General features: G+C 61.1%; 13 protein-coding genes. 4 read left to right on the top strand and 9 right to left on the bottom strand.

The window, feature by feature from the left end; all coding sequences use genetic code 11:
- Positions 1 to 46 precede the first annotated feature (46 nt).
- Both A7317_RS06110 and A7317_RS06105 read left to right on the top strand, forming a co-directional pair.
- Positions 47 to 448 (top strand): YbaY family lipoprotein, encoded by a 402-nt coding sequence (locus A7317_RS06110; protein WP_069075382.1) that lies wholly within the window; start codon positions 47 to 49, stop codon positions 446 to 448.
- Positions 449 to 473: 25 nt separating this feature from the next.
- Positions 474 to 1,163 (top strand): DUF4197 domain-containing protein, encoded by a 690-nt coding sequence (locus A7317_RS06105; protein ID WP_024073809.1) that lies wholly within the window; start codon positions 474 to 476, stop codon positions 1,161 to 1,163.
- A gap of 37 nt (positions 1,164 to 1,200) precedes the next feature.
- Here A7317_RS06105 and A7317_RS06100 read toward each other — a convergent pair whose 3' ends face one another.
- The 3 genes from A7317_RS06100 to A7317_RS06090 are packed head-to-tail and all read right to left on the bottom strand — an operon-like array spanning position 1,201 to position 5,972.
- Positions 1,201 to 1,794: a LysE family translocator gene (locus tag A7317_RS06100; RefSeq protein ID WP_024073808.1), complete on the bottom strand. Its 594-nt coding sequence runs from the start codon at positions 1,792 to 1,794 to the stop codon at positions 1,201 to 1,203.
- Positions 1,795 to 1,796: 2 nt separating this feature from the next.
- Positions 1,797 to 4,862 (bottom strand): efflux RND transporter permease subunit, encoded by a 3,066-nt coding sequence (locus tag A7317_RS06095; RefSeq protein WP_069075381.1) that lies wholly within the window; start codon positions 4,860 to 4,862, stop codon positions 1,797 to 1,799.
- A gap of 6 nt (positions 4,863 to 4,868) precedes the next feature.
- Complete coding sequence (locus A7317_RS06090; protein WP_069075380.1) at positions 4,869 to 5,972, bottom strand: efflux RND transporter periplasmic adaptor subunit; 1,104 nt, start codon at positions 5,970 to 5,972, stop codon at positions 4,869 to 4,871.
- Positions 5,973 to 6,065: 93 nt separating this feature from the next.
- Here A7317_RS06090 and A7317_RS06085 point away from each other — a divergent pair, with 93 nt between their 5' ends.
- Positions 6,066 to 6,701: a TetR/AcrR family transcriptional regulator gene (locus A7317_RS06085; protein WP_024073805.1), complete on the top strand. Its 636-nt coding sequence runs from the start codon at positions 6,066 to 6,068 to the stop codon at positions 6,699 to 6,701.
- A 238-nt stretch (positions 6,702 to 6,939) separates the two neighbouring features.
- Here the strand turns inward: A7317_RS06085 and A7317_RS06080 are convergent, their stop codons facing one another.
- Positions 6,940 to 7,722, bottom strand: a complete 783-nt coding sequence (locus A7317_RS06080; protein WP_024073804.1) for a class I SAM-dependent methyltransferase — start codon at positions 7,720 to 7,722, stop codon at positions 6,940 to 6,942.
- A 96-nt stretch (positions 7,723 to 7,818) separates the two neighbouring features.
- Between A7317_RS06080 and A7317_RS06075 the strand changes: the two genes are divergently transcribed.
- Positions 7,819 to 8,439: a hypothetical protein gene (locus A7317_RS06075; protein ID WP_024073803.1), complete on the top strand. Its 621-nt coding sequence runs from the start codon at positions 7,819 to 7,821 to the stop codon at positions 8,437 to 8,439.
- Positions 8,440 to 8,502: 63 nt separating this feature from the next.
- Here the strand turns inward: A7317_RS06075 and A7317_RS06070 are convergent, their stop codons facing one another.
- The 5 genes from A7317_RS06070 to adk all read right to left on the bottom strand — a co-directional run bounded on the left by A7317_RS06070 (position 8,503) and on the right by adk (position 12,105).
- Positions 8,503 to 9,330, bottom strand: a complete 828-nt coding sequence (locus A7317_RS06070; protein WP_024073802.1) for an isocitrate lyase/PEP mutase family protein — start codon at positions 9,328 to 9,330, stop codon at positions 8,503 to 8,505.
- Between the two features lie 27 nt (positions 9,331 to 9,357).
- The gene (locus tag A7317_RS06065) at positions 9,358 to 10,218 is read right to left on the bottom strand and encodes a DUF72 domain-containing protein (protein WP_024073801.1); all 861 of its coding nucleotides are present in this window, start codon (positions 10,216 to 10,218) and stop codon (positions 9,358 to 9,360) included.
- The gene (locus tag A7317_RS06060; RefSeq protein WP_024073800.1) at positions 10,218 to 10,520 is read right to left on the bottom strand and encodes a hypothetical protein; all 303 of its coding nucleotides are present in this window, start codon (positions 10,518 to 10,520) and stop codon (positions 10,218 to 10,220) included. The genes A7317_RS06065 and A7317_RS06060 overlap by 1 nt, the downstream gene beginning before the upstream one ends.
- Before the next feature lie 160 nt (positions 10,521 to 10,680).
- A complete protein-coding gene (gene tsaB, locus A7317_RS06055) occupies positions 10,681 to 11,367 on the bottom strand; it encodes a tRNA (adenosine(37)-N6)-threonylcarbamoyltransferase complex dimerization subunit type 1 TsaB (protein WP_024073799.1) in 687 nt (228 codons plus the stop codon).
- A gap of 90 nt (positions 11,368 to 11,457) precedes the next feature.
- Positions 11,458 to 12,105 (bottom strand): adenylate kinase, encoded by a 648-nt coding sequence (gene adk, locus A7317_RS06050; protein ID WP_024073798.1) that lies wholly within the window; start codon positions 12,103 to 12,105, stop codon positions 11,458 to 11,460.
- Positions 12,106 to 12,309: the final 204 nt, after the last annotated feature.

Here is a 12,309-nt window from a genome sequence, read left to right as displayed (position 1 = left end):
ATAAGGTGCCGGAAGGATTCCGGTGCCGCTTACAAGGAGCCGCACCATGAAAAAAATCATTCTCCTGGGCCTCACCGCCCTGCTCGGAGCCTGCCAATCCATGCACCCTGCGCCCAAGGCCAGCCTCGACGGCGAGGTCTTCTACCTGCAACGCATCGCCCTGCCGCCGACCGCGACCTTGAGTGTCAGCCTGCAGGACGCGTCCCTGGCGGATGCGCCCGCCGTGACCCTGGCCGAGCAAAAAGGCCCGGTCAAAGGCCAGGTGCCGTTGCCGTTTCACCTGAGCTACGACCCCGCCCAGGTCAAGCCCGGCCACAGTTATTCGCTCAGCGCTCGCATCGAACTGGATGGCAAGCTACTGTTTATCACCACCGAACGGCACGCCGTGCAGCTCAACGGCCAGGCCCCACAACCGCTGCGCCTGCGGGTTGACGCGGTCGCTCACTGAATTCATCGAACATAAGGAAGCGCCCATGCTCCGTAACTCCCTTCGCCTCACTGCCCTGTGCGCCGGCCTGCTGCTCGGCGCCAACGCCATGGCCTTGGACCTTGGCAGCCTGTCCCAGGGCGACGCCAGCGGCGGCCTCAAGGACGCACTGACCCAAGGCGCACAGATTGCCGTGAAACAGCTGGGCGTGCCCGGTGGCTTCAGCAACAACCCCGAAGTGAAGATCGGCTTGCCGGGCAAGCTGGGCAAAGTCGCCGACAAGCTGAAAATGTTCGGGCTGGGTGATCAGGTCACTCAACTGGAAGACAGCATGAACAAAGCGGCTGAAACGGCCGTGACCCAAGCCCAGCCGATCCTGGTGAACGCCGTGAAAAACATGAGCGTGACCGACGCCAAGGGCATCCTCACCGGCGGCCAGGACTCGGCCACCCAGTACTTGAACAAAAGCAGCCGCGAACAAATTCGCGCCAAGTTCCTGCCGATCGTCAAGGCCGCCACCGACAAGGTCGGCGTGGCCCAGCAGTACAACGCCCTGGCTGGCAAGGCTGCGGCCTTCGGTGCGGTCGACGCCAAGAGCGCCAATGTCGAGAACTACGTGACCGAGCAGGCGCTGGACGGTTTGTTCAAGATGATTGCGCAACAGGAAGAAACCATTCGCAAGAACCCGGCGGCGGCGGCCACCAGTTTGGCGAAGAAGGTGTTTGGCGCGCTGTAAGCTGCGAGAGGATCGTTCCCTGCAACGGGGAACGATCCTAATGCATGACCGAATCAGCCAGTCGCCCCATCATCAGGGTGGCGAAGCAACCGATCGCAACTGATGTCGCACGGTTGATCTTCAATGGCGTCAGCCAGCTCTTCGGCATCCCTTCGAATCGGCTTCCCAGTAGCACCCACGCAGCCCCCACCGGGACCACCACCAACGCCAACGTCCCCATGAAGGCGACATAGCCTGGCGCAGTAGTAAAGGCGTCGGCTGGCGCAATAAACGACACCATCAGCAAACCCTTTGGGTTCATGACCGTCATGGCAAAGAAATACAGCCCGGTGAAGCGGTCCTTGCCCGCACCCACGTCACTGCTTTTACGTTGCCAGAGCTTGCAAGACACATACAGCAGGTAGCAAGCCGCGGCCAGTTGTGTCGCCTTCAGCGCCCACGGTGAATAGGCGGCCAGATAGAGCAATGCAACGCCCCATACCGTGACCTGCAGCAGGTAAGCCAGGCATTCGATAAACGCCAACCGCCATGACGCCCTGAACCCGAACAACACCCCGGCACGGAACAGCAGGGTGTTGGTGGGGCCAGGGGCAAGCAGTAGCAACATCAAGGCTGAAACGGTGGCCAACATGATTACGCGTCGTCCTTCCTCACTCGGAACCACGCAGCATACAGGGCCGGCAGGAACAATAGCGTCAACGCCGTCGCCACAATCAACCCGCCCATGATCGCCACCGCCATCGGCCCGAAGAACACACTGCGAGACAGCGGGATCATTGCCAGCACCGCCGCCAGCGCTGTGAGAACGATCGGCCGGAAGCGTCGGACGGTGGCTTCGATAATCGCCTGCCACGGCGCCAGGCCAGCCTTGATGTCCTGTTCGATCTGATCCACCAGGATCACCGAGTTACGCATGATCATCCCCGACAACGCGATAGTGCCGAGCATGGCCACAAAACCGAAGGGTTGGCGGAATACCAACAGGAACAATGTCACGCCGATCAAGCCCAACGGCGCCGTCAGAAATACCATCGCCGTGCGTGAGAAACTGCGCAATTGCAGCATCAGCAGGGTCAGCACCACCACGATGAACAGCGGCACGCCGGCCTTGACCGAGTTCTGCCCACGGGCGGAGTCTTCGACGGTACCGCCGACGTCCAACAGATAGCCGTCCGGCAACTCGGCACGTACGCCTTCCAGGGTCGGCAGGATCTGCTGGACCAGGGTCGCCGGTTGTTCCTTACCGTAGATGTCCGCGCGCACGGTCACCGTCGGCAGGCGGTTGCGGTGCCAGATGATGCCTTCTTCGAAGCCATATTCGAGGGTCGCGATCTGCGACAGGGCCACGCTCCTGCCGTTGTCGGTGGGCACGGCGAGGCTCGGCAGCAACGACAGTTCTGTACGTTCATGCACGGTGCCGCGCAGGAGGATTTCGATCAACTCGTTGTCCTCCCGGAATTGGCTGACGCTGGAGCCGGTCAAGGAGCTCTGCAGGAACTTCGACAAGTTGGCGGTGCTCACGCCAAGGGCACGGGCGCGGTCCTGGTCGATATTGAGGTAGACGATTTTACTCGGCTCTTCCCAGTCCAGGTGCACATTGGCCACGTGGGGATTTTCGCGCACCTTGGCCGCCACCTTGCGTGCCAGGGCGCGGACCTCTTCGATATGTTCACCGGTCACGCGAAACTGCACCGGGTAGCCCACGGGAGGGCCGTTCTCCAGGCGGGTAACGCGCGAGCGCAGGGCGGGGAATTGTTCGTTGAGGGTTTCGATCAGCCAGGTGCGCAGGCTTTCGCGTTCTTCGATGGTTTTGGCCAGCACCACAAATTGGGCAAAGCTGGCGGCGGGTAATTGCTGGTCCAGAGGCAGGTAGAACCGCGGCGAACCGGTGCCCACATAGGCCACGTAGTTGTCGATGCCGGCATGTTCCTTCAGCAAGGCTTCGAGCCGTTTGACCTGGTCGGCGGTGCTGCTCAGGGAAGCGCCTTCGGCGAGTTTCAGGTCGACCATCAGTTCCAGGCGGCCAGAAGCCGGGAAGAACTGTTGCGGTACAAAACGGAACAGCGCCACCGAGCCGATAAACAGCAGCAGGGTCAGCACAATGACGGTTTTACGCCGCTGCACGCACCACTCCACCAAACGCCTGACGCGCTGGTAGAACGGCGTGCCGTAGGGATCCGGGCCGTCGACGCCGTGTTTGGCCGCATGAATCTTCGCCAGGTCCGGTAGGAGTTTTTCCCCCAGATACGGCACAAACACCACCGCCGCCACCCATGACGCCAGCAGCGCAATGGTCACCACCTGGAAGATCGAGCGGGTGTATTCGCCGGTACTCGATTGCGCCGTAGCAATGGGCAGGAAGCCGGCCGCCGTGATCAACGTACCGGTGAGCATCGGGAATGCGGTGCTGGTCCAGGCGAAACTGGCGGCCTTGAGCCGGTCGTAGCCCTGCTCCATTTTGATCGCCATCATTTCCACGGCGATAATTGCATCATCCACCAGCAAGCCCAGGGCCAATACCAAGGCGCCGAGGGAAATCTTGTGCAAGCCGATGCCGAGGTAATACATGGTGGCAAAGGTCATCGCCAGCACCAACGGAATCGCCAGGGCGACCACCATGCCAGTGCGTACGCCGAGGGAGAAGAAACTCACCAGCAATACAATGGCCAACGCTTCGGCCAGCACCTGAACGAATTCTCCGACACCGGTTTTCACCGCCGCCGGCTGGTCCGACACCTTGCGCAACTGCATGCCTGCCGGGAGATTCTTCTGCAAGCGTGCGAATTCCCCTTCCAGCGCCTTGCCCAGCACTAGGATGTCGCCACCGTCGCGCATCGCCACCGCCAGGCCGATGGCGTCGTCGCCCATAAAGCGCATGCGCGGTGCCGGTGGGTCGTTGAAGCCGCGGTGGATCTCGGCGACATCGCCGATACGGAAGGTACGATCACCCACACGAATCGGGAAATTACGGATCTCTTCGACCGTCTTGAAGTTGCCGGAGACCCGCAGTTGCACACGTTCACTCGGCGTTTCAAAGAAACCGGCGGTGGAGACCGCATTCTGTTCCTGCAACGCCTGTTGCACCGCCGCCAGGGGCAAGCCGAGGGTGGCAAGCTTGAGGTTGGACAGTTCAATCCAGATCTTCTCGTCCTGCAGGCCCAGCAGCTCCACCTTGCCCACATCGGGTACGCGTTGCAGCTGAATCTGGATGCGGTCGGCGTAGTCCTTGAGCACGGCGTAGTCGAAGCCGTCGCCAGTCAGGGCGTAGATATTGCCGAACGTGGTACCGAACTCGTCGTTGAAAAACGGCCCCTGGATATCCGGCGGCAAGGTCTGGCGAATATCGCTGATCTTCTTGCGCACTTGGTACCACAGCTCGGGAATCTGCGCCGAGCGCATGGCGTCACGGGCGATAAAAGTGACCTGGGACTCACCGGGGCGCGAGAACGAAACGATGCGTTCGTACTCGCCGGTCTCCATCAGCTTTTTCTCGATGCGCTCGGTAACCTGGCGCGAGACTTCCTGGGCGGTGGCCCCTGGCCAATTGGTTTTGATCACCATGGCCTTGAAGGTAAACGGCGGGTCTTCGCTTTGCCCCAGCTTGGTGTAGGACAAGGTGCCGACCACTGCCAGAAGTATCATCAGGAACAGTACGATCTGGCGATTACGCAACGCCCATTCGGAAAGATTGAAACCCATCGGGGACTACTCCTTGTTGGCCGCCAGGTTCACGACACGGTTGGAGCGATCCACCGGGCGCACTTGCTGGCCCTCATGGAGCACGTGCACGCCGGCGGCAATCACCCAGTCAGAGGGGCTCAGCCCTTCCAGAACCGGCACGGTTTTTTCACCGAAGGCGCCGATACGAACCGGGGTGCGCTTAAGGGAGTTGTCCGCCAGTACGCGCCAGACGTAGGAAGCACCGTTTTCCGCGCTGAGGGCAGACAGCGGGACCGACAGCGGAACAATGCCGTCGGCCTGTATGAATACGCGAGCACTCTGGCCCAGTTCAGCCGGGACTTTGCCGCTGGTGAACGCGACTCGGGCGGCAAAGGTGCGTGATTTTGGATCGGCGGCGGGGGACAGTTCACGTATACGTCCGGCAAACCGCTGGTCTGGCTGGCTCCACAACTCGACCGCTACCGGTTGGCCGACCTTGAACCGACCAAAGCCTTGTTCGGGCAGGCTGATCAGCACTTCTCGCTCACCGTCGGTGGCGAGGGTAAACACGGTCTGGCCGGCGGATACCACTTGGCCGACTTCCACCACGCGCTTGGCGACCACACCGTCCTGTGGCGCACGCAACACGGCGTAGCCGGCCTGGTTATTGGCCACGTCGAACTCGGCCTTGATCTGCTTGAGGCGTGCAACACCTGAGCGGTAGAGATTTTCCGAATTGTCGTACTGGGAGCGACTGACCATCTGACGGTCCATCAGGGTCTTGTAGCGATCACGCTCGGCACGCACCAGGCTCAGGTTGGCCTCGGCGGCCGCGACTTGGGCACGGGTGGCCTCCAATTGCAGGCGCACATCCTGGGGATCGAGTTCCGCCAGCGCCTGGTTGGCCTTGACGCGCTCGCCCTCCTCCACCAGCCGCTTGCTGACTTTGCCGCCGATGCGAAAGGCCAGGTCAGGCTCATAACGGGCGCGCACCTCCCCGGGATAGCTGTCCATCGCCTGCGCCGATGGCTGCGGTTGCACCACCATGGCCGGGCGAATGGACGTTGGGGTCGCTTCTTCATGGCCACAGGCGGCCAATAGGAAGACCAGGCTGGCTGGCAACGCAAGAGGCAGGAAAGAGCTGCGCATGCTGAAGGACCTTTCGCAAATGGAGCTAGGAATAATTATACTTGCCGGTATGTTATTAATACCAAACTCGCCAGTCCAGTATTAAAGGTAAAAATGTCCGACAATCCTGTATCCACCAATAGCCCTGGGCGTCCCAAGGACATGGCAAAACGCCAGGCAATCCTCGAAGCAGCGAAAATCCTGTTTTTGAGCAATGGCTACGCCAACACCAGCATGGATGCCGTGGCCCTTGAGGCCGGCGTGTCGAAACTGACCGTCTACAGCCACTTCACCGACAAAGAGACCTTGTTCACCGCGGCCGTGGTGGCCAAGTGCGAAGAACAGTTGCCGGTAATGTATTTCGAGCTGCCGGAGGGCGTGCCTGTGCAGACGGTGCTGCTGAATATCGCGCGCGGGTTCCATCGACTGATCAACAGCGAGGAGTCGGTGAACCTGCATCGCCTGATGATGACCACCGGCAACCAGGACGTGAAACTCTCACAGATTTTCTTTGAAGCCGGGCCCATGCGCATGTTGCAGGGCATGGAGCGCCTGCTCAGCCGGATTGATCAGAGCGGTGCCCTGAACATCGATAAACCGCTGGTCGCGGCCGAGCACTTCTTCTGCCTGCTCAAGGGCGCGGCGAATTTCTGTTTGCTGTATGGCTGTGGTGACCGGCTGAGCGAAGAAGCGGCCGAAGCTCATGTGCAGGAGGTAGTGGGGTTGTTTATGCGGGCCTATAGAGTTTGAGCGGGCGTGAGCAGGCTTGAACGGGTTTGAGTGGGTTTGAGTGGGCTTGAGTGGGCTTGAGCAGGCTTGTTGTGGCGAGCGGGCTTGCCCCGCGTTGGGTTGCGCAGCAGCCCCAAAACCCTACGCCTAGGTCTACCTGAGTAAACGTGGTGTTCTTACTGGGGCTGCTGCGCAGCCCAACGCGGGGCAAGCCCGCTCGCCACCAAGCCCGCTCGCCACAAAGACACTCTGGATACGTTTAAGGCTTGAGCGCTTTCTTGGGATAAATGTCATACCGGCTGGACTTGCCATCCAACGCATGGCTCGGCTTCGGTCCTTCGATACATGGAGCCTTGCGCGGGCGCTTGACCACCACCCGATGGCTGGCCAGCGCCAGCGCCGCCGCGAGCAAGGCCGGCGCATCCGGATCATCCCCCACCAATGGCCGGAACAAGCGCATTTCCTTCTTAACCAGGGCAGTTTTCTCACGGTGTGGGAACATCGGATCGAGATAGATCACCTGAGGCGGCTCGCCCTGCCAATTGAGCATTACATCGATGGAATTGCCCTTGAGCAACGCCATGCGTGCCACGATCGGCGCCACTTCAAAGTCCTGCGCACCGCGCGCCAGGCCATCTTCGAGCAAGGCGCCGATCAGCGGCTGGCGCTCGATCAGGCTCATGGTACAACCCAGGCTGGCGAGTACGAACGCGTCCTTGCCCAGCCCCGCCGTAGCATCCAGCACCCGTGGGCGCACGCCTTGGGCAACGCCCACGGCCTTGGCGATCATTTGCCCGCTGCCCCCGCCGTATAAGCGCCGATGGGCCGCTCCCCCTTCGACAAAATCCACACGCACCGGCCCCGGCGCCTCGGGCCCGAGCTGTTGCAATTGCAGGCCATGCTCACCCACTTGCAGGGAGAAATCCGCCTCCGTCAGTTGCAGAGGCAAGCCAAGCTGCTCAGCCCACTGCTCGGCGCGGGCCTGGAAACCCTCGGCCAAGGCCTCGACCCGAATGCGGCTGGCCGCTGGTTGTTCGCTCATCAATCGCTACGCTCAAAAATATTAAGGATCGGCAAACAACGGCCGATAAAAACAACAGTCAGGTATTTTGCCAGAGCTGAGCGTCGACCGAGAAAAATGTCAGACATTCTTCCCCTAACCATCGGTGTACTGCCCACCCATAACCACTACGGCCTGCGCAATACTCAAGCGCTGGCCGGGGTGAGTCATGTATGGCAGGACTTCTTCGCCCGAGCGTTGGCCGAGCAGCTCGGCGATACGCCGGACGCGCTCGCCGCCAAGGCGCCGGCTCCGGTGGATCCTGCGGTTGAACCCAGCGAAGGCGCGGACCTGTTGTCGCAAATCCTCACCCAGCGTGAATGCGATGTAAAAGACACCGAAATCGCCCCACCTGAGCCATTGTTCCTGCCGATCGCGGAATTCGAAACCGACTTGCTGCCCCCGCCGGCCAGCCCGTTTCCAGCGGAAGAAATCGTCGCCCAGCAGCGCCAGCAAGACTTTGAAAGCAGCTGGGTACGCCCGCTTGTCCTGACCGCAGGCCAGCCGCTACCCGAGCCAGGCCCAGCGCCGGAACCGCGTCCACTGCACCTGCCGATTGCCGAGTTCGAACTGGACTTGCTGCCACCACCGGCCACGCCGTACCCGAGCGAAGAACTCGCGGCCCAGCAGAAGGCCCTGGACTTCGACTACTACTGGGCACGCCCACTGGTCACCCAGAACCTGCGCCTGGCGGCGTAAGCCCAACGCGCAGGCAGCCGCCAGCAACAGCAGCCCACGCGTGAACTTGAAACAACGCCCCGATCATTTCTTGAAGAATTGGCTGGCCTGGCTATACGACATCGAACGCTCGGTGAAGGTAAAAGTGCCCGACTCAAACACCTCCTGCGCCGCCCGGTAGAACTCACCATAGGCCGCCAACGCCATGGCGGAGCCAACGCTGATGCGCTTGACGCCCATCTCGCTCAGTTGCGCCACGCTGAGTTTCAGGCCGCCGGACATCAGCACATTCACCGGCTTGGGCGCAACGGCCTTGACCACCGCCAGCACCTCCTCGGCACTGCGCAGGCCCGGTGCGTACAACACGTCGGCGCCGGCCTCGGCGTAGGCTTGCAGGCGGCGCAGGGTATCGGGCAGATCCAGGCGACCATGCAGCAGGTTTTCTGCGCGCGCCGTCAGCATGAAGGGAAACGGCAGGCTACGGGCCGCGGCAACAGCCGCTTCCACACGCTCGACAGACAAATCAAAAGGATAGATCGGGTCGACGGCAATGCCCGTGGCATCTTCGATAGAGCCGCCGACGATACCGGTCGCCGCCGCACGCAGGATGGTCTGGGCACAGCCTTCGGGCGTGTCGCTGAAACCGTTTTCGAGGTCGGCTGCCACTGGCAACGCTGTGGCCCAGGCAATCATGCCGGCATTCACCAGGGTGTCGTCCAATGACAATGCACCCTCGGCATCCGGGCGGCCCAGGCTGAACGCGTAACCCGCACTGGTGGTGGCGAGGGCTTCAAAGCCGAGGCTGGCGAGCATGATCGCCGAGCCGGCGTCCCACGGGTTGGGCATCACGAACGCGCGATCGCGCTCGTGCAGGGCCTTGAAGGTTTCGGCGCGAAGGGTTTGGGCATCCATGACTGACTCCTGGCGGGGAAAGGAGCCCTAGAGTAACCCCAGTTGCTCCGCTGCGGGTTCCCGATACAAGGTCGGCAAGCCTGGCAGGCCCGGCAAGCGCGCCATCAGCTGGTCGTGAAAACGCAGGGCCAACTGCGCGGCGAGGCGGTTATCGGAGGTGTGCAGGAACATGTAGGGCGTGCGCCCTTCTTCAATCCAACCGGCGATTTTTTCCACCCACGGGAGCAGGAACGGGTCGTTGGCCTCAAGCTCCGGATGACCGATAAACCGTACCTGGGGAAACAGCGTCAGTGCCGCCGGGCGTGGTGGCACCTTGGGTTTTTTCGATTGTGCGTGCAGCACCGCAGCCGAGGTGGATGTGCAACTGAACAAGGCGCGCGGGTCGAGGCAGATCCGCTCGACACCACGGTCACGCAGCAGGCGGTTGAGCATGCGCTCGGCATCGCCCTTGGCGAAGAACTCCGGATGCCGCACTTCCACCGCCATGGGCCGCTCCAAGCCATCGATAAACCCGGCCAGTTCGCCCAGGCGTTGCGGTGAAAAACTCGCCGACAGTTGCAGCCACAGTGGCGCGACGCGCTCACCCAGCGGGCTCATCAGGCCGACAAAACTTTCCGCCGCCGGCAACTGCTCACGCAAGTCGCCGCCATGGCTGATATCACCCGGGAATTTAGCGGTGAAACGAAAATCCCCAGGCATGATTTCGGCCCAGCGCTGCACAGTGGCGGCCGAGGGGCGAGCATAAAACGTGGTATTGCCTTCAACGGCGTTGAAGACCTGGGAATACAGGGCAAGGTAATCGCTGGAACGCGCATCGACAGGGTACAGGTACTCGCGCCAGGCGTTTTCGCTCCAGGACGGGCAGCCAATGTAGTAAGGCAGGCGCATCAGATATGAATATCGAGGCCCAGCACTTCCATATCCCATTCAACAAAACCGGCGGTGGTCAGGTAGCTGGCCAGTGCGGTGGCAACGCTTTTGCTCATGGAGCGAGGGAAGACCATATCTTGCTGACGGGCGGGAAGACCGCTGGTACGGGCGCTGGCGGAGCCTTGGGCGCTGGACGATGCCTCAGACTGGACATCGATGAAGTCCGGCGAGTCCTCAACGGAATCGTCTACCGTGACGTTCGCCTTACGTGGCTTACGCTTGAGGGGGTAGGACTGTGAGGAAAAGCCGTCTATGCGCATACATGCGAACTCGGTATCGGTGATGGCATTTTAGTGGCGCGATCCGTGGCGCGCAAATGCTCTGGTGATAACTAGAACACATAATTTGAAAAAGGTTTAAAAACGCGGGCAAATTCTGACGATTGGCGACTTTTGCCCCAAATTGCCATCATTTTTGGCGTCAAATTATCCCGCGCTCAGCCTTGGTTTGCGCCACCTTGTCGCGCAGGTACACAGGCGCGGCTTGATCGGCCGGAATCGCCTCGCCACGCTCGAATGCAAAGCGCGCCAGGGTCAGCAGGTCTTCGGCGTGGGGCAACATGGTGGCATCCTGGGCCACCAGCGGCACACCCATGCGCTCGCCATACCCCCAACCAGTGCCAGCACCGAACCAATCACCGCTGGCATCCTCCGGCAAAACCGCTGCCTCCGGTGGCTGTACAGCTTCCACCCCCACCAGGCGCATTTCGCCAGCGATTTGGCGGTAGCAGCCCCAATACACTTCATCCATGCGGGCATCGATGGCCGCCGCGACCTGCTGCGCGCCGTGTTCACGCAAGGCGCGCTGTGCCAGCACCGCAAGGTTGGACACCGGCAATACCGGGCGCTCCAGCGCAAAGGCCAGGCCCTGGACCACGCCGATGGCGATACGCACACCGGTAAAGGCCCCCGGGCCACGGCCGAAGGCAATGGCATCCACGGCAGACAGGGTAATGCCCGCCTCTTCAAGCAATTGCTTGATCATCGGCAACAGCTTCTGCGCATGCAGACGCGGGATCACCTCGTAGTGGCTTGTAACTTTGCCATCGTGCAGCAAGGCAACGGAGCAAGCTTCAGTCGCGGTGTCCAGGGCCAGCAGGGTGCTCATCGGTGTCGGTGTCCAAGTCGAAAAAAAGTGCGCCAGTATAAACAACAACGGCCCGCAAGCGGGCCGTTGTCGATGAAGCCGATCACTTGATCAGCTCAGTGCTTGCAGCACCTTGGCGGTGATGGCTTCAACCGAGCCAACGCCAGGGATATGGCTGTACTTCGGCTTGCCTTGGGCAGCCGACAGCTTCTGGTAAAAATCCACCAGCGGCTTGGTCTGGGAATGGTAGACGGACAGGCGATGACGCACGGTTTCTTCGGTGTCGTCCTTGCGCTGCACCAGGTCTTCACCGGTGACATCGTCCTTGCCTGCCACTTTCGGCGGGTTGTAGACGGTGTGGTACACGCGCCCCGAGGCTTCGTGAACGCGACGACCAGCAATACGCTGGACGATTTCTTCATCTTCAACCGCGATTTCGACCACGGCGTCCAACTCGACACCAGCCGTCACCAGGGCTTCAGCCTGGGGAATGGTGCGTGGGAAGCCGTCGAACAGGAAACCCTTGGCGCAGTCAGGTTGCGCGATACGGTCCTTGACCAATGCGATGATCAGGTCATCGGACACCAGGCCACCGGCATCCATGATGCTTTTGGCTTTAACGCCCAGCTCGGTGCCTGCTTTTACCGCAGCGCGCAGCATGTCACCGGTGGAGATTTGTGGAATGCCAAATTTTTCAGTGATGAACTTTGCCTGAGTACCTTTACCGGCCCCGGGAGCTCCCAGCAGAATGACGCGCATCGATGTGCTCCTCAATTTTTTATAGAGATGACGCTCGGATTCGCCGCGTGGGGCCAATCTCGTAAAAATATGGCTCATAAAAATATGGGCCCAAGCCGCCCAAACGGCCAAAGGCTGATCAAGATACACAGCAGGCCCTAACCACACAAGCCGCCAAAAGTCGGAGGAACCCGCGCCGCGCATACGTCATAGGTAGGGTGTGCC

Source organism: Pseudomonas fluorescens, assembly GCF_001708445.1.
Classification (GTDB): Bacteria; Pseudomonadota; Gammaproteobacteria; order Pseudomonadales; family Pseudomonadaceae; genus Aquipseudomonas; species Aquipseudomonas gorinensis.
The sequence above is the reverse complement of the archived record's forward strand: the minus strand, read 5'-3'. Positions and strand labels throughout refer to the sequence as shown.

Excerpts from the sequence above, each read along its gene's own strand:
- adk (WP_024073798.1), bottom strand. The coding sequence starts at position 12,105 with ATGCGCGTCATTCTGCTGGGAGCTCCCGGGGCCGGTAAAGGTACTCAG.
- A7317_RS06090 (WP_069075380.1), bottom strand. The coding sequence starts at position 5,972 with ATGCGCAGCTCTTTCCTGCCTCTTGCGTTGCCAGCCAGCCTGGTCTTC.
- A7317_RS06080 (WP_024073804.1), bottom strand. The coding sequence starts at position 7,722 with ATGAGCGAACAACCAGCGGCCAGCCGCATTCGGGTCGAGGCCTTGGCC.
- A7317_RS06105 (WP_024073809.1), top strand. The coding sequence starts at position 474 with ATGCTCCGTAACTCCCTTCGCCTCACTGCCCTGTGCGCCGGCCTGCTG.
- A7317_RS06065 (WP_024073801.1), bottom strand. The coding sequence starts at position 10,218 with ATGCGCCTGCCTTACTACATTGGCTGCCCGTCCTGGAGCGAAAACGCC.
- A7317_RS06060 (WP_024073800.1), bottom strand. The coding sequence starts at position 10,520 with ATGCGCATAGACGGCTTTTCCTCACAGTCCTACCCCCTCAAGCGTAAG.
- A7317_RS06110 (WP_069075382.1), top strand. The coding sequence starts at position 47 with ATGAAAAAAATCATTCTCCTGGGCCTCACCGCCCTGCTCGGAGCCTGC.
- tsaB (WP_024073799.1), bottom strand. The coding sequence starts at position 11,367 with ATGAGCACCCTGCTGGCCCTGGACACCGCGACTGAAGCTTGCTCCGTT.
- A7317_RS06070 (WP_024073802.1), bottom strand. The coding sequence starts at position 9,330 with ATGGATGCCCAAACCCTTCGCGCCGAAACCTTCAAGGCCCTGCACGAG.
- A7317_RS06095 (WP_069075381.1), bottom strand. The coding sequence starts at position 4,862 with ATGGGTTTCAATCTTTCCGAATGGGCGTTGCGTAATCGCCAGATCGTA.
- A7317_RS06085 (WP_024073805.1), top strand. The coding sequence starts at position 6,066 with ATGTCCGACAATCCTGTATCCACCAATAGCCCTGGGCGTCCCAAGGAC.
- A7317_RS06100 (WP_024073808.1), bottom strand. The coding sequence starts at position 1,794 with ATGTTGGCCACCGTTTCAGCCTTGATGTTGCTACTGCTTGCCCCTGGC.
- A7317_RS06075 (WP_024073803.1), top strand. The coding sequence starts at position 7,819 with ATGTCAGACATTCTTCCCCTAACCATCGGTGTACTGCCCACCCATAAC.